The following is a 19634-nucleotide window of genomic DNA, read 5'->3' as shown; positions in this document are numbered from 1 at the left end:
GGAGAAGGTGGCCGCCCGTCTCACTGAACGAGGACGGCCGGATGAGGGGCATGTGCACCACCAATCGGAGCGGGATATAATGGACAACTCCACCTTCGAGGAACGCAAGACGATTGCCGGGCCGATGCATTCGGCGCTGCGTCACGACAGCGCCCACAAGCATGTGTCAGGCACCGCCGACTATATCGATGATATTCCGGAACCGGCCGGAACATTGCACGGCGCTCTCGGCATGACCGACCGTGCACACGCAGAGATCGTTTCCATGGACCTGTCGGAGGTCGAGGCGACGCCCGGCGTCGTCTGTGTCCTGACCGCAAAGGACATGCCGCATTCCAACGATATCAGCCCGAGCCATCTCGACGACGAGCCGGTGCTGGCCGATGGCCTGGTGCAGTTCCACGGCCAACCGGCTTTCGCGGTGATTGCGCAGACGCGCGACATTGCCCGGCGCGCCGCCTGCAAGGCGAAGATCACCTATCGCGACCTGCCGCATCACACGGATATTCTCGATGCGCTCGAAAACGGCGCCGAGGTCGTCACCAAGCCGCTGACCCTATCGCGTGGCGATGCCGAGGCGGAGCTGGAGCTTTCACCGCGCCGTCTCACCGGCCGGATGCGGATCGGCGGGCAGGAGCATTTCTATCTGGAAAGCCATATCGCCATGGCCATCCCGGGCGAGGACGACGAAATCACCGTCTGGTCTTCCACCCAGCATCCGAGCGAAATACAGCACATGGTCGGCCATGTGCTCGGCGTCCCCTCCAATGCCGTCACCGTACAGGTCCGGCGCATGGGCGGCGGTTTCGGCGGCAAGGAGACGCAGGGCAACCAGTTTGCGGCTCTCGCCGCCGTTGCAGCAAAGAAGCTCAACCGCGCCGTCAAGTTCCGGCCCGACCGCGACGAGGACATGACCGCGACCGGCAAACGGCACGATTTCCTCGTCGATTATGACGTCGGCTTCGACGATGACGGCCGTATCCATGCGGTCAAGGCCAATTACGCCGCGCGCTGCGGCTATTCCTCGGACCTGTCCGGCCCGGTCACCGACCGCGCGCTGTTCCATGCCGACAGCTCCTATTTCTATCCGCATGTGAAACTGACCTCGCAGCCCTTGAAGACCCACACCGTCTCCAATACCGCCTATCGCGGTTTCGGCGGACCACAGGGCATGGTCGGCGGCGAGCGGATCATCGAGGAGATCGCCTATGCGCTGGGCAAGGACCCGCTCGAGATCCGCAAACTGAATTTTTACGGCGAGAAGGGTTCCGGCCGGGACCTCACGCCCTATCACCAGCAGGTGGAAGACAATATCATCCAGCGCATCGTCGCCGAGCTGGAGACAAGCGCCGACTATCAGGCGCGGCGCAAGTCGGTCATCGATTTCAACAAAACGAGCCGCATCATCCGCAAGGGCATTGCGCTGACGCCGGTGAAATTCGGCATCTCATTCACCATGACCGCCTTCAATCAGGCGGGTGCGCTGGTGCATGTCTATCAGGACGGATCGATCCACCTGAACCATGGCGGCACGGAAATGGGCCAGGGGCTCTACACCAAGGTGGCGCAGGTTCTGGCGGACAGTTTTCAGGTCGACATCACCAACGTCAAGATCACCGCCACCACCACCGGCAAGGTGCCGAACACGTCGGCCACCGCCGCCTCCTCCGGCTCCGACTTGAACGGCATGGCCGCCCATGACGCAGCCCGCCAGATCAAGGAACGCCTGGTCGATTTTGCCGCCGAGCGCTGGCAGACGGAGCGGGAAAACATCGCCTTCGTGCCGAACCACGTGAAGATCGGCGAAGAACTAGTGCCCTTCCCGGCTTTCATCAAACAAGCCTATTTCGCCCGCGTGCAGCTGTCGGCCGCCGGCTTCTACAAGACGCCGAAAATCCACTGGGACCGCAATACAGGCCGAGGCACGCCATTCTACTATTTCGCCTATGGCGCCGCCGTTTCCGAGGTTTCCATCGATACGCTGACCGGCGAATACATGGTCGACCGCGTCGATGTGCTGCACGATGTCGGCAAGTCGCTCAATCCGGCGATCGATATAGGCCAGGTCGAGGGCGCCTTCGTGCAGGGCATGGGCTGGCTGACGACCGAGGAACTCTGGTGGGACGAAAAAGGCCGTCTGCGCACCCACGCGCCATCGACCTACAAGATCCCGCTCGCCTCCGACCGGCCAAAAATCTTCAACGTCAAGCTGGCGGAATGGGCCGAGAATGCCGAGATGACCATCGGCCGCTCGAAAGCGGTCGGCGAACCGCCGTTCATGCTGCCGATCTCGGTGCTGGAAGCCCTGTCGATGGCCGTTGCCAGCGTCGCCGATTATCGCGAGTGCCCACGGCTTGATGCGCCGGCAACGCCAGAACGCGTCCTGATGGCTGTCGAACGCCTGAGAACCGTGTCGCGCTGAACGCGCAGCAGCGTTGCTGATTGCAATCCGCGCAGTAAAATTGCGCCGCCAGAACATCGGGATATGTTCTGGCGGCGAGCACTAACGGGTCAGGTCCGAGTCCTGGCGGGGGTCGCGTCCATCCATGAAACCCAAGTCTCTCTTCATGTACTCGGACATCACTTCAAGATCGAGCTTCGGATAGTTCGGCTGAAGGCGAGACAAAAACCTTGCCAGCCGAAGCCGCCATCCGTCCCTGCCCGCTTGCGGTATTGGCTGATATCTTTCAATTGCTTGGCAATCCATGACGGCACCTGTTGTTTTCGTGAATGTGATTGCAGCATGCGCGCAAACGTGCTCCAGTTCCAATCGAACAACCGTCTGCATGCATCAAGAGAACTTATCCATGAAAATGTCGAAACAGTTTCCGCTGAATGCGCTTCGGGTGTTCGAAGCGGCGGCACGGCTGGGCAGCTTCACCAAGGCAGGCGCTGAGCTCGGCATGACGCAGACCGCTGTCAGCTACCAGATCAAGCTGATCGAGGAGAATGTCGGCGAGCCGCTATTCCTGCGGCGGCCGCGGCAGATCGTGCTGACCGACGTTGGCCAGCAGCTCGCCCCGCGCGTGACCGAAGCCTTCGAGATGTTGCAGGAAGCGGTTTCATCGGCGCGCGGCGATGTGAACAGCGCCTTGCTTATCAGTTCGACGGCAACCTTTGCGTCGCAATGGCTCGCGCGCAATATCGGTTCCTTTCAACTGGCGCATCCGAACATCGCCGTGCGCCTGACGACCGGCGAGAAAACAATCGATCTCTTGATGGGAGCGGCTGACCTTGCCATCCGATCCGGTACCGGCGTCTGGCCGGGCCTCGACAGCCATCCGCTGATGCGCATCGAGTTCACGCCAATGCTGAGCCCGGCGCTCGCCGAGACGATCGGCGGCATCCACTCGCCACGCGATCTCCTGAAACTGAGGATCATCGACGCCGCCGATCCCTGGTGGCGAATCTGGTTCGAAGCCGCCGGCGTCAAGGACCCGGACCTCGAGGGCAGGCCGACAAGCAGGCTCGGCGCGCAAACCTTCGAAGCGCGCGCGGCGGTCGCCGGCCAGGGCGCCGCCATTCTGACCCCTGAATTCTACACAGACGACGTAGCGCTCGGCAGGCTCTACCAGCCGTTTGAGCTACGCTGCAGCGATGGCCACAATTACTGGCTCGCCTATCCGCATGCGCGCCGCAACACGCCGAAAATCCGCATGTTTCGCGACTGGATTCTGGGCGGACTCAATCCGGAAGCCAGCGGCTTTGCCAAATAGCGGTTGACGATCAAATCGCCCCTTCCCCCACCGTGCATTTTTGCGCAAGGTGGGGAGACGGAGCATGAAAAGGGGACCTTGCATGTATGAATTCGCCGTCGTCTGGGAATGGCTCGCCTTTGCGGTCCGCTGGCTGCATGCGATCACGGCGATTGCCTGGATCGGCTCGTCCTTCTATTTCATCGCGCTCGACCTCGGCCTGGTGAAGCGCGACCACCTGCCCGCCGGCGCCTATGGCGAGGAATGGCAGGTTCATGGCGGTGGCTTCTATCACATCCAGAAATACCTCGTCGCGCCCGCGACCATGCCGGAACATCTCACCTGGTTCAAATGGGAGAGCTATGTCACCTGGCTGTCCGGCTTTGCCATGCTCTGTCTGGTCTATTACGGCGGCGCCGATCTCTTCCTGATCGACCGGCATGTGCTCGACATCTCCTCGAGCACGGCGATTGCGATCTCGGTTGGCTCCCTCGCCGTCGGCTGGATCTTCTACGACCTGCTTTGCAAATCGCCGCTCGGCAAGAACACCTGGACGCTGATGGGCATTCTCTATGTCGCGCTGGTCGCCATGGCCTGGGGCTACACGCAGGTTTTTACCGGTCGCGCCGCCTTCCTGCATCTCGGCGCCTTCACCGCGACGATCATGTCGGCCAACGTCTTTTTCATCATCATGCCGAACCAGCGCGTCGTGGTCGCCGACCTGATCGCCGGGCGGACGCCGGATCCGAAATACGGCGTCATTGCCAAGCAGCGTTCGCTGCACAACAACTACCTGACCCTGCCCGTCATCTTCTTCATGCTGTCGAACCATTATCCGCTGGCCTTCGCCACCGCCTATAACTGGGTGATCGCAGCTCTGGTCTTCCTGATGGGCGTCACCATTAGGCACTGGTTCAACACAACCCATGCCCGCAAGGGACACCCGACCTGGACCTGGCTGGTGACCCTGTTGATCTTCATCGTCATCATGTGGCTTTCGACCGTGCCGAAAGTCCTGACCGGCGAGGACACGGCCGAGGTCTCTCCCGCCTTCCGGAAATTCGCCGCCAACGCGCATTTCCCGGCCGTGAAAGACGCGATTTCGACGCGCTGTTCCATGTGCCATTCCACCGAACCTGTTTATGAAGGCATCAGCCGGCCGCCGAAGGGCGTGATGCTGGAAAACGACGCGGAGATCGCAGCCCATGCCCGCGAAATCTATATCCAGGCCGGCCGCAGCCATGCGATGCCACCCGGCAATATCACCGACATGACCAATGACGAGCGCAAGCTTTTGACCGCATGGTTCGAAAGCTCGGTTTCGGAAGGCAAGACAGAATGACCGCCACCCTCATCCGCGGACGCACCTTGAGTTTCAGCCGTGCCCCTTTCAGCCTCGACGACACCGGCGCTTATACTTACGAGGCCGACGGTGCGCTTCTGGTCGAAGACGGACTGATTGTCGCCAGCGGCAGCTATGAGGCCGTCAAGGCGCAGGCGGCCGGAGACGTCAGTGAATTCGACCATCGTCCGCATCTGATCCTGCCCGGCTTCATCGACACGCACCTGCATTTCCCGCAGATGCAGGTGATCGGTTCCTACGCTGCCAACCTGTTGGAATGGCTGAACACCTACACGTTTCCGGAGGAATGCCGCTTTGTCGAGACGGCGCATGCTGAGCGCATTGCCGGAAAATTCTTCGACGAGATGGTCCGCCACGGCACGACGACGGCCGTTGCCTATTGCTCGGTGCACAAGGCCTCTGCCGATGCCTTTTTCGCCGAGGCGCTGAACCGCAACATGCGCATGGTCGCCGGCAAGGTGATGATGGACCGCAACGCGCCGCAGGGCCTGCTCGATACGCCTCAAATGGGTTACGACGAAACCCGCGCCGTCATTAAACAATGGCACGGCAAGGGCCGCAATCACGTCGCCATCACTCCACGCTTTGCCATCACCTCGACGCCGGAGCAGATGTCGGCTGCGCAAGCCCTGGTGCTTGAATTTCCGGACCTGCACGTCCAGACGCACCTTTCGGAAAACCGCGACGAGATCGATTTCACCTGTGCGCTCTACCCGGACGCGATCGACTATACCGACGTTTACGCCCGCTACGGCCTCCTCGGTCCGAAAACCCTGTTCGGCCACTGCATCCACCTGTCCGAGCGCGAGATGGACGCCATGAGCGAAACCGGCTCGATTGCCGTTCATTGCCCGACCTCCAATCTCTTCCTCGGCTCCGGCCTGTTTCCGCTCAGGCGGCTGACGAACCGTGAAAAGCCAGTGCGCGTCTCCTTCGCCACCGATATCGGCGGCGGCACCAGCTATTCGATGCTGCGCACCATGGACGAGGCCTACAAAATCCAGCAATTGCAGGGCGAACGGCTGAACCCGCTCGAAAGCTTCTATTACATGACGCTTGGCAACGCCGAAGCTCTGTCACTTGCCGACAGGATCGGCACGCTGGAGCCAGGCACCGACGCAGACTTCATTGTGCTGAACATGGCGGCGACCCCGGCCACGGCGCTGAAGGCGGAGGTCGTCACCTCGCTCGCTGACGAGCTGTTCCTGTTGCAGACAATGGGGGATGACCGGGCGATTGCCGAAACCTATGTGGCCGGTGTGGCGGCGAAGGCGGGGGTGGCCGGTTAAGCGATATTCTCAACCATCGCCCTGACCTTAACGGCCTTTTCGAAGTGATCCAGCTTGTGCGTCCGGATCCACCATTCGGCCGCTTCCATCAGCAACTCTGGATCGTCATTCCTGTTCGCGAAAAACGCATAAAAGGACAGCCCGACACCGGGGCCTTTTTCTGCGATCTTGCGATTGCAGACTTCAACTATCTTTTGCCTCAGACTGGTTCTCATTCAATCATCCGATACACGATTTCCAATCCCCCCCTTGTGGGAGAGATTGGCCAAAATGCAAGAGACGAAGACGATGCCTATTCTTTCCACGCCGCAACCGTCTGCGGCTTCACCTTCGTTTCACCGAGAATGACCGTGCCAACTGGCGGGCTACCTTGCTCGTGCACGCGCCATGTTACATTGTTATGCGTTGGTCGCCATGCGGGGCGACGCGTAAGGGGCGGAGGTTCTCATGGCGAATTCTCAATCAGTATCCACTTCGTGGCGCATCCCGACGTTTGACGATGTCCAGACCGCGCGGGTCCGCATTTCCGGCGTCGCGCACCACACGCCCGTTTTTACATCGCGAACTATGGACGCACGAACGGGAGCGACCGTTTTCTTCAAGGCGGAGAATCTGCAACGAGCAGGCGCGTTCAAATTTCGCGGTGCTTACAACGCCATCGCTGCACTCGACGCGCGCTCCCGGAAAAATGGTGTCGTCGCCTATTCGTCAGGGAATCACGCCCAGGCGCTTGCCTACGCCGCCAAGCTCCAGGGCGTTTCGGTGACGATCGTCATGCCGCGGGACGCTCCGGAAATAAAGGTGGCAGCGACCAAGGACTATGGCGCCGAAATCGTCTTCTATGATCGGTATACGGAAGATCGCGAGAGGATAAGCCGGCGTCTTGCCGAAGAGCGAGACGCAACCTTGATTCCGCCCTATGACCATCCGGATGTCATTGCGGGTCAGGGCACCGCCGCGCTGGAATTGATCGAGGACGTCGGGGAGATCGATTTGCTCGTCGTACCGCTGGGCGGTGGTGGTTTGCTTGCGGGCAGCGCACTCAGCACCAGAGCGTTGCTGCCCTCCTGCACCATCGTTGGCGTCGAGCCTGAAGCCGGCAATGACGGCCAGCAATCATTGCGAAAGGGTGAGATCGTTCACATCCCGGTGCCGAAATCCATCGCGGACGGTGCGCTCTCAACCCATGTCGGCGTGCATAACTTTGCCATCCTGAAAGACAGCGTTGATGACATCGCCACGGTTACCGATGGGCAACTGGTCGAGGCGATGCGGTTCTTTGCCGAACGCATGAAGCTCATCGTGGAACCAACCGGCTGCCTGGCTGCCGCCGCCGTCATGCATGGCGCATTTGCGTGTGCCGGCAAGCGGATCGGTGTTCTGCTGAGCGGTGGCAACATCGATCTGAAGACTTTTAGTGCGCTTCTCGGTGAACGCTGAGGTAGCGGGACGTCTTATCCTTTAGTTGCATCAATGCTAAAATAGCAGCCATCGGTGATCGGGATCGCTGCTATGGTCGAGGGGCAAACATTCTACTACGTCCTGCTTTGGGTAGCGGTCCTTGCCGTCTGGCTTCTGTTTCTCCGATGAAGGATGCCAGCCAGGCGCCGGAACGTGCAATTGCTCTTGATCCGACGCCGTCGGCCGCTACCCCGTTGCTGCCTATTCTTTCCAGGCAGCAACAGTCTGCGGCATCACCTCAGCTTCGCCGAGAACGACGGTCGCTTCGAGCGGAATTCCCCAAGCCTCCGTCCCGTAGTTGAAGGCGAACGTCACGTCGCCCCGCTTGCGCAGGCGGATATGATCGGGCAGCGTGACAGTCTCCAGATCTGCTTTTGCGGCCAGACGCGCGAACGTCTGTTGCAACAGTTCCTGATCCGGCCAGCAGGCAAGATAGTGGTGCAATCCCTTCGCCGTGAGCGCCGGGTCGCCGTTGCCAAAGCGCGCAAGCACCTCCCCGTCCGTCTCGACGTATTCGCGCCAGCGGATTACCGCCCCCGAAACGCTGCCGCAGACCGCATCCTCCAATCCCGGACGCAATGACGAAACCTGTGTGACACGAACGCCCGTAAGCGCCGCGAGCGTACCTGGCGGCAGGTTTTCGGGAATGGCGAATTGCCGCGTGCGCGAACCGGAGCGCGGGCCGTAGAGCACGAGACCCTTTGCGGCGCTGAAGGCCTGCAGGGCTGCGTCCGAGACCATCATCAGCGAAGGAACCAGCACCAGCCGGTAGCCATCCAGCGGTGCGCCCGGGGGGACGAAATCGACGTTGAGGCCGAGTTTTCGAACCGCCTCGTACCAGCGGAAGGCGAGATCGTGGTACTGGAAATCCCTGCCCTGCGGCTGAATGACCGAGGCCCAATAGGTTTCGTAGTCATAGACGATGGCGACCGGGGCCTGTTCGGTTGCCGGCAGTTCGCCCGTCTCGATGATCTCGCGGCCGGTGATCTCCGCTTCGCGGCCGCCGGCCGACAGCTCGTCCGAGCCCGGCAGGTTGAGGCCCGCATGCATCTGTTCCTGCGCAAACGGTGCCTGACGCCAGCGGAAGTAGCTGACGACTTCGGCACCATGCGCCAAAGCCTCCCAGGTCCAAAGCCGCACCATGCCCGGCTTCGGCACCGGGTTCCACGGCGCCCAGTTTACCGGTCCCGGTTGCTGCTCCATGACCCAGAAACGGCCACGGCCGACGCCGCGGTAGAGATCGTGGTGGAACGGCGCGATATCGGGATGCGAGGTCTCCGCCCAGCGGTTCTTCTCTTCCTGGCTGAATGGAAATTTTTCGACGAAGCCGATCGGATAGCTGTCCCACGAGGCGATATCGAGATTTTCGCCGACCTTCCAGTGGTCGAAATCGTTGACGAAGCCCATGAAGTTATGCGTGATCCAGCGGCCGGGCGAATGCTTGCGGATGATCTCGCACTGCATCTTGTCGTAGGCAGCCACCTGCCCCGACTGGAAGCGCCAGAAATCAAGCCGTGCTGCCGGATTGGTCTCGGTGACGGTCAGGTTCGGCAGCACGACATCCTCGAAACTGTTCACCTCCATCGACCAGAAGACATTGCCCCAGGCCTCGTTCAGCTGATCGGTCGACTGGTAGCGCAGCCTCAGCCAGCGGCGGAAGGCCTTCAGGTCCTCCGGCCCCCAGGATTGCGTCGTGTCGTGGCAGCCATATTCGTTGTCCGTCTGCCAGCCGTCGAGTGCCGGATGTTCGCCATAGCGCTTGGCGATGATCTCGACGATGCGCGCACTTTCGCGCCACCAGACTTCCGAGGAGAACGTATAGTGCCTACGCGAACCGAAGCCGCGCACATGGCCCTGTTGATCGACCGGGGCGATCTCGGGATATTCGTCCATCAGCCATTTCGGCGGCGTCGCCGTTGGCGTACCGAGCACGACTTTCAGGCCCGCAGCACCGAGCGTGTCCATCGCACGGTCGAGCCAGCCGAAATCGAACTCGCCGCGCCTCGGCTCCAGCCGCGACCAGGCAAATTCGCCGATGCGCACGAAGGAAATGCCCATGTCCCGCATGCGGCGGGCATCCTTTGCCCACCACGCCTCTGGCCAATGTTCCGGATAATAGCAAACGCCCAACATTACTTCGTCAAATCCCCGTTGATGATGGCGACGCCCTTTGCGTCGAAGAGGTGGCAAGCCTTGGGTGGGATGCCGATGCGGAAATCCGCCCCTGGTTTTGCCGTGGCAAGCCCATCGGCCTTGACGGCGATATCGTTGCCATCGGCAAGGCTGACATAGAACATCGTCTCGGAGCCGAGATATTCGGCGAGCCGGAGCTTCGCCGGCAGGATGGCACCGTCCTTGGCATCGGCATCGATATGCTCGGGGCGAATACCGAGCGTCACTGCCTGGCCTTCGCTAACCTTCGCATTGCCGGCCGGCAGCAGGATATCGACACCGCCCGGCAACGTGACGCGGATCTGATCGCCCGAGGGCGATGCCGTCGCCGTCAGAAAATTCATCTTCGGGGAGCCGATGAAACCGGCGACGAAAATATTGTTCGGCCGATGGTAAAGCTCCAGCGGCGAGCCGATCTGCTCGATCGAGCCGGCGCTCAGGACCACGATCTTGTCGGCCATGGTCATGGCTTCCACCTGATCGTGGGTGACGTAGATCATCGTTGCCTTCAGGTCCTGATGCAGCGTGCTGATCTCGGTGCGCATCTGGACGCGGAGCGCTGCATCAAGATTGGACAGCGGTTCGTCGAACAGGAACACTTCCGGATTGCGCACGATAGCGCGGCCGATGGCGACACGCTGGCGCTGGCCGCCGGAGAGTTGCGACGGCTTGCGGCCGAGCAGCGGTTCGAGCTGCAGCATCTTCGCCGCGCGGCCAGTGCGCTTTTCGATCTCGGCCTTGTCGTGGCCGGTCATGCGCAGGCCGAAGCCGATATTGTCGGCAACGGTCATATGCGGATAGAGCGCATAGGACTGGAACACCATGGCGACGCCACGCTCGGACGGGCCGACATGGGTCATGTCGTTGCCGCCGATTTTCAGTTCCCCGGACGAGATTTCCTCAAGGCCGGCAATCATCCGTAGCAACGTGGACTTGCCGCAGCCGGAGGGGCCGACGAAGACACAGAACTCGCCATCGGCAATCGAGAAATCGACACCCTTGATGACGCTAACGGCGCCGAACTGCTTGGTGACATTGCGGAGCGTGACGTCAGCCATTGGCCCTGCCTTTCGATGAATGTTGAAATGTGGAAAACGCAGCGATCATCCCTTGGTCGCTCCCAGCGTCAGCCCGGCGATGAAATGCTTCTGCATCAGGAAGAACATCAGGACGGGCGGCATGGCAGCGACGATCGAGCCGGCCGAAACCAGATGCCAGGCGGCAATCCATTGGCCGTTCAGCGAATAGAGCCCGGCAGTCACCGGCATCGCATGCTGGCCCTGCACCAGGACGGTTGCCCAGAAGTAGTCGTTCCAGATGAAGGTGAAGACCAGCACCGAAAGGGCAGCGATCGCCGGGCGCATCAGCGGCAGGACGATATAGCGGAAGATCCGCCACTCGCTGACACCCTCGACACGGGCGGATTCGATCAGCGCGAAGGGCAGCGACTTGATGAAATTACGCATGAACAGCGTGCAGAAACCGGTCTGGAAGGCGATATGGAAGAGCACGAGGCCGGAGATGCTGTCGTACAGCCCCGCCTTCAGCGTCATGTCGCGCACCGGTACCATGAGGATCTGGAATGGAATGAAATTGCCCGCAACGAACATGAAGAAGACGACGAGATTGGCGCGGAACTTATAGACCGCCAGCGCAAAGCCCGACAGGCAGGCAAGACCGACCGCGCCGATCACCGTGGGGATCGTCACCTTGAAGGAGTTGAGGATGTACCAGCCGATCGGCGAATCCCTGAAGACGGCGGTGTAGTTTTCGATACCGGCAAAGCGCGAGGGCAGGCCGAAATAGTTTCCGGCAGCGAGATCGCCGGACGGGCGGATCGAGGTGATGGCGACGCCGATCAGCGGCAAGAGCCAGACGATGAGCGCGATCGGCAGGATGATCGTATAGGCGTAGCGCACCCAGGGTGCAGCCTTCTGGACAGGGGTTGGAAACATCAGGCGTTCCTTTCCCGCATCAGCATGCGCACGATGAACAGCGTAATGAAGATCATCATGATCATGAACAGAACCACCGCGATCGCCGCGCCATAGCCCATGCGATAGCCGTATTCGGACAGCGCCTGCTCGTACATGTAGAAGGACAGCACGCGACTGGAGCCGTAAGGACCGCCGTCGGTCATGATCGACACCAGGTCGAAGGAACGCAGCGCGCCGATAACGGTGACGACAACGGCGATGAAGGTCGCAGGTCCGAGCTGCGGCAGGATGATGTTCCAGAGCAGCGACCAGCCCTTAGCGCCATCCATGCGGGCGGCTTCCACCTGCTCCGGATTGATGTTGTTGAGGCCCGTCAGGTAGAGGATCATGCAATAGGCGATCTGCGGCCAGAGACCGGCGGCAATAATGCCGAGCGTAACGTAGCGCTCGTCGGCAAGGATGGCGATACTCTCGCCGCTCACCGCCTTGATCAACGCCGAGAGCAGACCGAAATCCGGCGCATAGAACCAGGTAAAGATCAGGCCGACGACCACCTGGCTGATGACAAAGGGAAAGAAGAACAGCGACTTGTAGAGCCTGATGCCGGCAACCGTCTGATTGAGGAACAGTGCCACGGCAAGACCGGCCGGGACCGCCAGCAGATAAAGCACCAGCCAGAGGATGTTGTTCTTCAGCGAGGTATAGAAGGCCTCGTCATCGAGAAGCTCGACATAGTTGGCCAGGCCGATCCAGGTCTTGGCGCCCAGACCGTCCCAGTCGTAGAAGCTGATCCAGATCGACTGGAAGATGGGGATGATCACGTAGATCGAAAACATGATCATGCCGGGCGCCAGAAACAGCCAGGGCGCAAGGCGCTGCTGGTTGCGCTTCCAGTAACTCGACGTTGCGGGAACGGTGCTGCTCATCGCGGCCCCTTTGCTTTGTAGTAGTTTGAAATCAATGGACTGCAATCCGGGCATTTGCCCCTCACCCCAGCCCTCTCCCCGTAGACGGTGAGAGGCGACCGCGCCCCCATTTTTACAAGAGAGCAACAGGAACTGCCGCTTGTCCCTTCTCCCCGTTTACGGGGAGAAGGTGGCCGCCCCTCTTGTCGAACAAGGACGGCCGGATGAGGGGCGAACGCGAAGAAGGTTACTTGTAGATCCGCCCGCGTGCCTTTTCGAGCCGCGCAAGGATCGCATCGACGTTGTCCGGCTTGACCATGAACTGCTGGAAGCCTTCCATGCCGGCCTTCGCCATTTCAGCCGGCGCATCGCGATCGTAGAACTGTGCAAGCGCATAGGCGTTCGCCAGCATGTCGAACCCGGCCTTGAGGAACGGATCGTTCGATTTTGCCGACTGGTTGTTCACCGGAAGCTGGCCGAGAACCTCGTTCATCTTGGTCTGCGCTTCAGGCGTTGCCAGATAGGCGAGGAACTTGCGGGCATCTTCCTTGTTCTTCGCACCCGACGGGATATGGAAGGACTCGGTCGGCGCATCCTCGGCCATCGGAATGCCGGCGGTGATTTCGGGGAACTGCAGGAAGCCGATCTGGTCTGCCTTCAATCCGCCATCCACCATCGCGGCAACGGCGAAATTGCCCATCAGATACATCGGCGCTTTGCCCTGCACGAACTGCGGAATTGCATCCTGCCAGTCGATCGCGGCGTGGTTTTCGAGGAAATAGCCAGGCTTGACCAGCTCGGCCCATTTCTCGAAGACAGCCTTCACCTTCGGATCGGTGTAGGGCACCTTGCCGGCCGTGAGGTCCATATGGAACTCGTAGCCGTTGACGCGCAGGTCGAGATAGTCGAACCAGCCGCCGGTCGGCCAGAGCGCCTTGGTGCCGATTGCAAACGGCGTCATGCCGGCTGCCTTGATCTTTTCGCAGGCGGCAACCAGCTCCGCCCAGTTCTTCGGCGGCGTGATACCTTCCTTCTCGAAAATATCCTTCCGGTAGTAGATACCCCACTGATAGTAGGAATAGGGAATACCCCATTTCTTGCCGTCGATCTCCATCGACTTGACGGCCGATTTCAGCTGATCGTCCAGTTTGTTTTCGGTCCAGAGGTCAGAGACGTCCTCGAACAGGCCGGCCTTGACGAAAGGAGCCATGCGGTTGCCGGAATACCAGGACACCACGTCGGGCGCGTCGGCGGTCAGGAAGTTGCGGATCGCAGACTTGTAGCCTTCGTGGTCGAAATTGTTCCACTTGACCGTGACGTCAGGATTGGCTGCCTTAAAACCTTCGAGCAGCGTTTCCATCGCCTTTTTCGGCGCCGGATCGGACTGGTCGGAATTGATCACAAGCTCGCCGGCGAACGCGGTCGAGACGGTCAGTGCGTAGCCGAGCGCAAGCGCAGCTTTAAAAGAATTCATAATATCCTCCCAAGGATCAGCGTGTGGTGCCGTTGTGTCCCGCAGGTTGTCTTGTTCCTCTCTCCCGCATGAACGCCTTGACCTTGGGGCCGAAACCCGCAATCTACTTCCGACATTTCGGCATAGACTTCCGGTTTTCTAACATCAGCAGGATATGAAATGGCCCGCCGTCCGAAACTCGTGAACAGGCTCGGAGCGATACCGGTTCATCCGGAGCGCGATCCGGCGCATCCACTGGTGGTCTTTGGCGATCACCGTTTCTGCGCTGGCGACAACATCAATGTGCGGCGAATGACAGGCCCGCACATGCACAGCCAGATCGAGCTTAATTTCGTGCTCGAAGGCGAGATGACCTACTGGTTCGATGGGCGCGAGCTCAGCGTTTCGGAAGGCCGTCTCTGCCTGTTCTGGGGGATGATCCCGCATCAGGTGACGGATATCAAAGAACCGACGCGGTTCATCTGCCTCTATGTGCCGATGTCGGTCTTCCTGGCGCTTCCAAGCCTCAGCCGTTTTCGTGATGCTGTCTTTCGCGGCGCGATGATCGAGGCGCTCGACATCCGGCCCTATGACCGCGACGTCTTCATGCGCTGGCGCGAAGAGCTGCTGTCCGGTGACGAGGAGCTGGAGCAAATCGTCCGCGAAGAGCTTGGCGCCCGTGTGCGCCGCCTCGACCGCGAGGGCTGGCGCGATCTGCGCGAACAGGGATCGGCCATCGCCTCCTTCGAGCATCACGACGCCGACCGCATGTTCCATGTCGAGCGGATGATGCGCTTCATCACCGAACATGCACTGGAGAACATATCGGCCGACGATGTCGGCAGGGACGTCGGCCTTCACCCCAACTATGCGATGGGCATCTTCAAACGCACGGTGGGCGTGACCATCAATCAATCCATCGTCCGGCACCGCCTCGACACGGCGCAATCGCTGTTGATCTCCACCGACCTGCCAATCACCTCGATCGCCTTCGAGGCAGGCTTCGGCTCCCTCTCCCGCTTTTATGAAGCCTTTCACGACCGGTTCGGCACCAAGCCCGGCACATTCCGGCGCCGTCTTGCCAAGCCGCCCACAGCGCGCGAGGTCCATGCGACGGTAAACGGACAGATCGCCGACGATAGCTGAACCCTCAAAAGAGGTAAATATATTTTACCTCTCAGCGATTCCACCCTTAACAACGGCTCTAGAAACATGATATGGCCGGGCCATCCCTACAGCGCCGCGCGTTATACCTGACGCGCAAAGGTTGCTGTAGCACTTTAAATTTGCAGCATAATTCCTCAAATCGATTCCGATTTGAGGAATTATGCAGTAGAGCTGGAAACCCGCCCATGGCCAAAATCCTCGAAATCAGCGACCTGAAAGCACTCGCGAAGCGCCGCGTGCCCAAGATGTTCTTCGACTATGCCGACAGCGGCGCCTGGACCGAAGGCACCTACCGCGCCAATGAGGAGGATTTCCGCAAGGTGAAGCTGCGCCAGCGGGTGCTGGTCGACATGACCAACCGCTCGCTCGAAAGCACGATGATCGGCCAGAAGGTTTCGATGCCTGTGGCATTGTCCCCGACCGGCCTGACCGGCATGCAGCACGCCGATGGGGAAATGCTGGCGGCAAGGGCGGCCGAGGAGTTCGGTGTTCCCTTCACTCTGTCGACCATGAGCATCTGCTCGATCGAGGATGTCGCCTCGGTGACAACAAAGCCTTTCTGGTTCCAGCTCTATGTCATGCGCGACCGGGAGTTCGTCAAAAACCTGATCGACCGCGCCAAGGCGGCCAAGTGCTCGGCACTGGTGTTGACGCTCGACCTGCAGATCCTCGGCCAGCGGCACAAGGACCTGCGCAACGGCCTGTCAGCGCCGCCCAAATTCACGCCAAAGCATATCTGGCAGATGGCGACGCGGCCGCTCTGGTGCATGCAGATGCTCAAGACCAAGCGCCGCAGCTTCGGCAATATCGTCGGCCACGCCAAGAACGTCTCCGATCTCTCGTCCCTGTCGTCGTGGACGGCAGAACAGTTCGACCCGCAGCTGTCCTGGGAAAATGTCGAGGAAATCAGGAAGATGTGGGGCGGCCCGCTGATCCTCAAGGGCATCCTCGACGTCGAGGACGCAAAGATGGCGGCGCGCACCGGCGCCGATGCGATCATCGTTTCCAATCACGGCGGCCGCCAGCTGGATGGCGCCCCCTCGTCGATCAGCATGCTGCCGAAAATCGTCGATGCCGTCGGCAACCAGATCGAGGTTCATGTCGATGGCGGTATCCGCTCCGGTCAGGACGTGTTGAAAGCCGTAGCGCTTGGCGCCAAGGGAACCTATATCGGCCGTCCCTTCCTCTACGGCCTCGGCGCCGGCGGCAAGGCCGGCGTGACCACCGCGCTCGATATCATCCGCAAGGAACTCGACATCACTATGGCACTCTGCGGCAAGCGCGATATCCGCGACATCAACCGGGATGTGATTGCGGAGTGATGAGTGACTAGGCCGCAGTGATGGTCAAGTTGACACCCAGTGCCTTGACGACACCAAGAAGGGTGGAGAGCTTGGGGTCGCCTTCTGTACTCAAAGCCTTGTAGAGAGCCTCCCTGGTTACGCCCGCATCTTTGGCAATCTGTGACATGCCCTTCGCACGAGCGACAACACCGAGAGCCGCGGCGATATAGGCTGCATTGCCGGTTTCAAAGGCATCGTTGAGAAGCTCGGTATGTGCCTCCGGAGTATCAAGATACTGCGCCGCATCAAACGGCAGTGTTTCAATTGTCATAATCCATGTCCAAATCGCCCGCGATTATCTTGGCTCGCTTGATATCTTTGCTCTGCGTCGACTTATCGCCTGCAATTCACAAATATTAGGCCCCGAGAAATGCAAATGGCCCTCAACTCCCCCGGTAGGTCGAGTAGCTGAAGGGCGAAAGCAGCAGCGGCACATGATAATGGCTGCCCGTGTCAGCGATGCCGAAGCGCAGCGGGATGAGATCGAGGAAGGCGGGCTCTGCCAAGGCAACGCCGGTTGCGCGCAAATAGTCGCCCGCATGGAACAAAAGCTCGTAGGTGCCGGCCGCAAAGGCCGCCCCCTCCAGCAGCGGCCCATCGACGCGGCCATCGCTGTTGGTCTCGACCGTCCTCAGCAGGCGGCGCCCCTCGCCCTCGATCACAAAGAGGTCGATGGTCAAGCCCTCGGCCGGCGTGCCCAGCGCGGTGTCGAGGACATGGGTGGTCAGGCGGCCGGACGTGCTCATGGGAACCTCGTGAACGTCAGAAGGGATCGGCGATGAAGAAGGGTTCGTCGTAGTAAACCTCTTCCAGATTGTTACCCGGCCCGTCGCGATCGACAACCAGAAAATCGCTAACCTGACCGACAGCCATCAATGGATGATGCCAGACATTGCGGCCATAATTGACCCCCTGCTCGCCAGTGGCCAGAAAGACGCGCGGCAATCCCGGCTTTCCGCCATCATCCGGCGCGACGACTGCAAGCCAGGAGCCCCCGCCTATCGGCGAAAAGCTCTGCGAGCCCAGCGGATGGCGCTCCATCATCGTCACTGCGTAGGGAAAGCTGCGCGGCTGGCCGCGGAAAATGTTGATGATCACCCGGGCATCTTCGCCGGCGACGTCGGCCCGGCCGAGCGCATGAAACCGCTCGGTCGATCCACCGTTGATGAGCCGCATCGTTCCCGGATCTGGCTCGATAACAGTACCAAAAGGTGCGAATGCCGCCTGCGTCAAGGGCTCGATCGTCAGGACATGTGGCATCAGATCGTCCGTCCCGCCGTAAAATGGCATGGCGGTTTGGTCTCAGGCATTGTCTTCTCCCGGCAGCAGTGAACGCAAACGCAACAGCGCAATCTTTTCGACTTGCGCCGAGGCCGTTTCAAATTCCTCTTCCGGGCTGTTGTCAATCCGCCTTTCGAAGGCAGAGAGAATATCGTCCTTGTTCAGGCCTTTCACCGCGATGATGAACGGAAAGCCGAATTTTTCCGTGTAGGCGGTATTCAGCCCGGTAAATCGCGCATGCTCTGAGGCGCTGAGCCGGTCCAGCCCGGCTCCGGCCTGCTCTGCCTTGGAATCCTCCGTCAGTCCCCCGGCGATTGCCAGTTTGCCGGCAAGATCCGGATGGGCTCTTAAAACCGCCAGGCGCTCGGCATGGGAGGCCGCGCGAAACGGGGCAACAAGGGCGGCATGCACGGCGCCCGCGCTCAAGACAATGTGCGGGTTCGCATCGAAAGCCCGCTCTGCCACCCATGGCGAATGTTCGAAGACGCCGCCGAACCGCGCGACAAATTCATCCCGCGCCACCGTCACAGACCGCCTGCCGGCTTGTGATGCTCATGCCAGTGCCGGGCGATGTCGATGCGCTTCGGCGTCCAGACCTTTTCGTGGCCGAGAACATAATCGACAAAACGGGCCAGAGCCGCGGCCCTGCCCGGCCGGCCGACGAGGCGGCAATGCAGGCCGACATTCATCATCTTCGGGCTGCCTTCCTTGCCCTCGGCATAGAGCACGTCGAACGTGTCCTTGAGGTAGGTGAAGAACTGGTCGCCGGAATTGAACCCCTGCGGCGTCGCAAAGCGCATATCGTTGGCATCGAGCGTGTAGGGAATGATCAGGTGCGGCTTGTCTTTGGTGAGACCGGGCACCCAATAGGGCAGTTCGTCGGCATAGCTGTCGGAGGAGTAGACAAAGCCGCCTTCTTCGATCACCAGCTTCAGCGTGTTGTCCGAAGGCTTGCCCTGATACATGCCGAGCGGATGCGATCCCGTCAGTTCGGTGTGCAGGCGCACCGCCTCGCGGATATGCTTGCGCTCTTCTTCCTCCGAGAAATCCTTGTATTCAAGCCAGCGATAGCCGTGGCTGGCGATTTCCCAGCCCGCTTCCTTCATGGCGGCGACCGCTTCCGGGTTGCGCGCCATGGCCAGCGTCACGCCATAAACCGTGACATCGACATTGCGGCTGGTAAACATTCGCCAGAGCCGCCAGAAACCGGCGCGCGAGCCATATTCGTAGATCGATTCCATGTTGAGATTACGCTGGCCGGGCCAGGGCTGTGCACCGACGATTTCCGACAGCAGCGATTCGGACGTCTTGTCGCTATCGAGAATGCAACTTTCGCCACCCTCTTCGTAGTTGACCACGAACTGCACCGCGACGCGCGCATCGCCCGGCCAGCGGACCTGCGGAGGATTGCGGCCGTAGCCGACGAGATCGCGTGGATAGGATTCCAGTGTCATCAAAATCACCCTTCGAATTTTGCCCGAACGGTAGCATCCGAGACTGAAAAATCGAAGTCAAAATGGTGGCCAGCAGTGAACTGTCCAAAGAATAGGCAAAACCGTTCAGGGTCG

At 60.4% G+C, this 19634-nt stretch carries 18 protein-coding genes; 7 read left to right on the top strand and 11 right to left on the bottom strand.

The genetic code is table 11. The annotated features are described in order from the left end of the window. Positions 1 to 79 precede the first annotated feature (79 nt). The 4 genes from xdhB (at position 80) to guaD (ending at position 6347) form a co-directional block, all read left to right on the top strand. Positions 80 to 2422, top strand: a complete 2343-nt coding sequence (xdhB, locus tag AC1D17_RS01525) for a xanthine dehydrogenase molybdopterin binding subunit (RefSeq protein WP_477563659.1) — start codon at positions 80 to 82, stop codon at positions 2420 to 2422. Positions 2423 to 2807: 385 nt separating this feature from the next. Beyond that, the gene (locus AC1D17_RS01520) at positions 2808 to 3716 is read left to right on the top strand and encodes a LysR substrate-binding domain-containing protein (RefSeq protein WP_477563658.1); all 909 of its coding nucleotides are present in this window, start codon (positions 2808 to 2810) and stop codon (positions 3714 to 3716) included. 82 nt (positions 3717 to 3798) lie between these two features. Further along, complete coding sequence (locus tag AC1D17_RS01515; protein WP_477563853.1) at positions 3799 to 5037, top strand: urate hydroxylase PuuD; 1239 nt, start codon at positions 3799 to 3801, stop codon at positions 5035 to 5037. Then, the gene (gene guaD / locus AC1D17_RS01510) at positions 5034 to 6347 is read left to right on the top strand and encodes a guanine deaminase (RefSeq protein WP_477563657.1); all 1314 of its coding nucleotides are present in this window, start codon (positions 5034 to 5036) and stop codon (positions 6345 to 6347) included. Before AC1D17_RS01515 ends, guaD begins: the two co-directional genes overlap by 4 nt. Here the strand turns inward: guaD and AC1D17_RS01505 are convergent. Beyond that, a complete protein-coding gene (locus tag AC1D17_RS01505; protein WP_477563656.1) occupies positions 6344 to 6562 on the bottom strand; it encodes a DUF6500 family protein in 219 nt (72 codons plus the stop codon). The genes guaD and AC1D17_RS01505 overlap by 4 nt on opposite strands. 232 nt (positions 6563 to 6794) lie before the next feature. Between AC1D17_RS01505 and AC1D17_RS01500 the strand changes: the two genes are divergently transcribed. After that, the gene (locus tag AC1D17_RS01500; RefSeq protein WP_477563655.1) at positions 6795 to 7787 is read left to right on the top strand and encodes a threo-3-hydroxy-L-aspartate ammonia-lyase; all 993 of its coding nucleotides are present in this window, start codon (positions 6795 to 6797) and stop codon (positions 7785 to 7787) included. A gap of 222 nt (positions 7788 to 8009) precedes the next feature. Here AC1D17_RS01500 and AC1D17_RS01495 read toward each other — a convergent pair whose 3' ends face one another. From AC1D17_RS01495 to AC1D17_RS01475, 5 genes are all read right to left on the bottom strand, one after another. After that, complete coding sequence (locus tag AC1D17_RS01495) at positions 8010 to 9941, bottom strand: beta-galactosidase (RefSeq protein WP_477563654.1); 1932 nt, start codon at positions 9939 to 9941, stop codon at positions 8010 to 8012. Next, on the bottom strand, positions 9941 to 11038 hold the full coding sequence (locus tag AC1D17_RS01490; protein WP_477563653.1) for an ABC transporter ATP-binding protein: 1098 nt from the start codon (positions 11036 to 11038) through the stop codon (positions 9941 to 9943). The genes AC1D17_RS01495 and AC1D17_RS01490 overlap by 1 nt, the downstream gene beginning before the upstream one ends. A gap of 45 nt (positions 11039 to 11083) precedes the next feature. Beyond that, a complete protein-coding gene (locus AC1D17_RS01485; protein WP_477563652.1) occupies positions 11084 to 11935 on the bottom strand; it encodes a carbohydrate ABC transporter permease in 852 nt (283 codons plus the stop codon). Next, positions 11935 to 12843 (bottom strand): carbohydrate ABC transporter permease, encoded by a 909-nt coding sequence (locus AC1D17_RS01480; protein ID WP_477563651.1) that lies wholly within the window; start codon positions 12841 to 12843, stop codon positions 11935 to 11937. The genes AC1D17_RS01485 and AC1D17_RS01480 overlap by 1 nt, the downstream gene beginning before the upstream one ends. 226 nt (positions 12844 to 13069) lie before the next feature. Next, a complete protein-coding gene (locus AC1D17_RS01475) occupies positions 13070 to 14296 on the bottom strand; it encodes an ABC transporter substrate-binding protein (protein ID WP_477563650.1) in 1227 nt (408 codons plus the stop codon). A gap of 159 nt (positions 14297 to 14455) precedes the next feature. Between AC1D17_RS01475 and AC1D17_RS01470 the strand changes: the two genes are divergently transcribed. Both AC1D17_RS01470 and AC1D17_RS01465 read left to right on the top strand, forming a co-directional pair. Then, positions 14456 to 15421 carry a helix-turn-helix domain-containing protein gene (locus tag AC1D17_RS01470; RefSeq protein WP_477563649.1) on the top strand — a complete coding sequence of 322 codons (966 nt, stop codon included), beginning with the start codon at positions 14456 to 14458 and terminating at the stop codon, positions 15419 to 15421. Between the two features lie 206 nt (positions 15422 to 15627). Further along, positions 15628 to 16764 carry an alpha-hydroxy acid oxidase gene (locus AC1D17_RS01465; RefSeq protein WP_477563648.1) on the top strand — a complete coding sequence of 379 codons (1137 nt, stop codon included), beginning with the start codon at positions 15628 to 15630 and terminating at the stop codon, positions 16762 to 16764. Positions 16765 to 16771: 7 nt separating this feature from the next. On the opposite strand, the gene AC1D17_RS01460 is transcribed toward AC1D17_RS01465, so the two are convergent. The 5 genes from AC1D17_RS01460 to puuE form a co-directional block, all read right to left on the bottom strand. After that, on the bottom strand, positions 16772 to 17056 hold the full coding sequence (locus AC1D17_RS01460) for an addiction module antidote protein (protein ID WP_477563647.1): 285 nt from the start codon (positions 17054 to 17056) through the stop codon (positions 16772 to 16774). A gap of 112 nt (positions 17057 to 17168) precedes the next feature. Next, positions 17169 to 17531, bottom strand: a complete 363-nt coding sequence (gene uraH, locus AC1D17_RS01455; RefSeq protein ID WP_477563646.1) for a hydroxyisourate hydrolase — start codon at positions 17529 to 17531, stop codon at positions 17169 to 17171. Positions 17532 to 17547: 16 nt separating this feature from the next. Then, a complete protein-coding gene (locus AC1D17_RS01450; RefSeq protein WP_477563645.1) occupies positions 17548 to 18045 on the bottom strand; it encodes an ureidoglycolate lyase in 498 nt (165 codons plus the stop codon). Between the two features lie 42 nt (positions 18046 to 18087). Further along, positions 18088 to 18588, bottom strand: coding sequence for a 2-oxo-4-hydroxy-4-carboxy-5-ureidoimidazoline decarboxylase (uraD, locus tag AC1D17_RS01445; protein ID WP_477563644.1), 501 nt, complete (start codon positions 18586 to 18588; stop codon positions 18088 to 18090). 2 nt (positions 18589 to 18590) lie between these two features. Continuing rightward, positions 18591 to 19520, bottom strand: coding sequence for an allantoinase PuuE (puuE, locus tag AC1D17_RS01440; protein ID WP_477563643.1), 930 nt, complete (start codon positions 19518 to 19520; stop codon positions 18591 to 18593). Positions 19521 to 19634 lie beyond the last annotated feature (114 nt).

This window comes from Pararhizobium sp. P1_E7 (assembly GCF_056405855.1).
The sequence above is the reverse complement of the archived record's forward strand: the minus strand, read 5'-3'. Positions and strand labels throughout refer to the sequence as shown.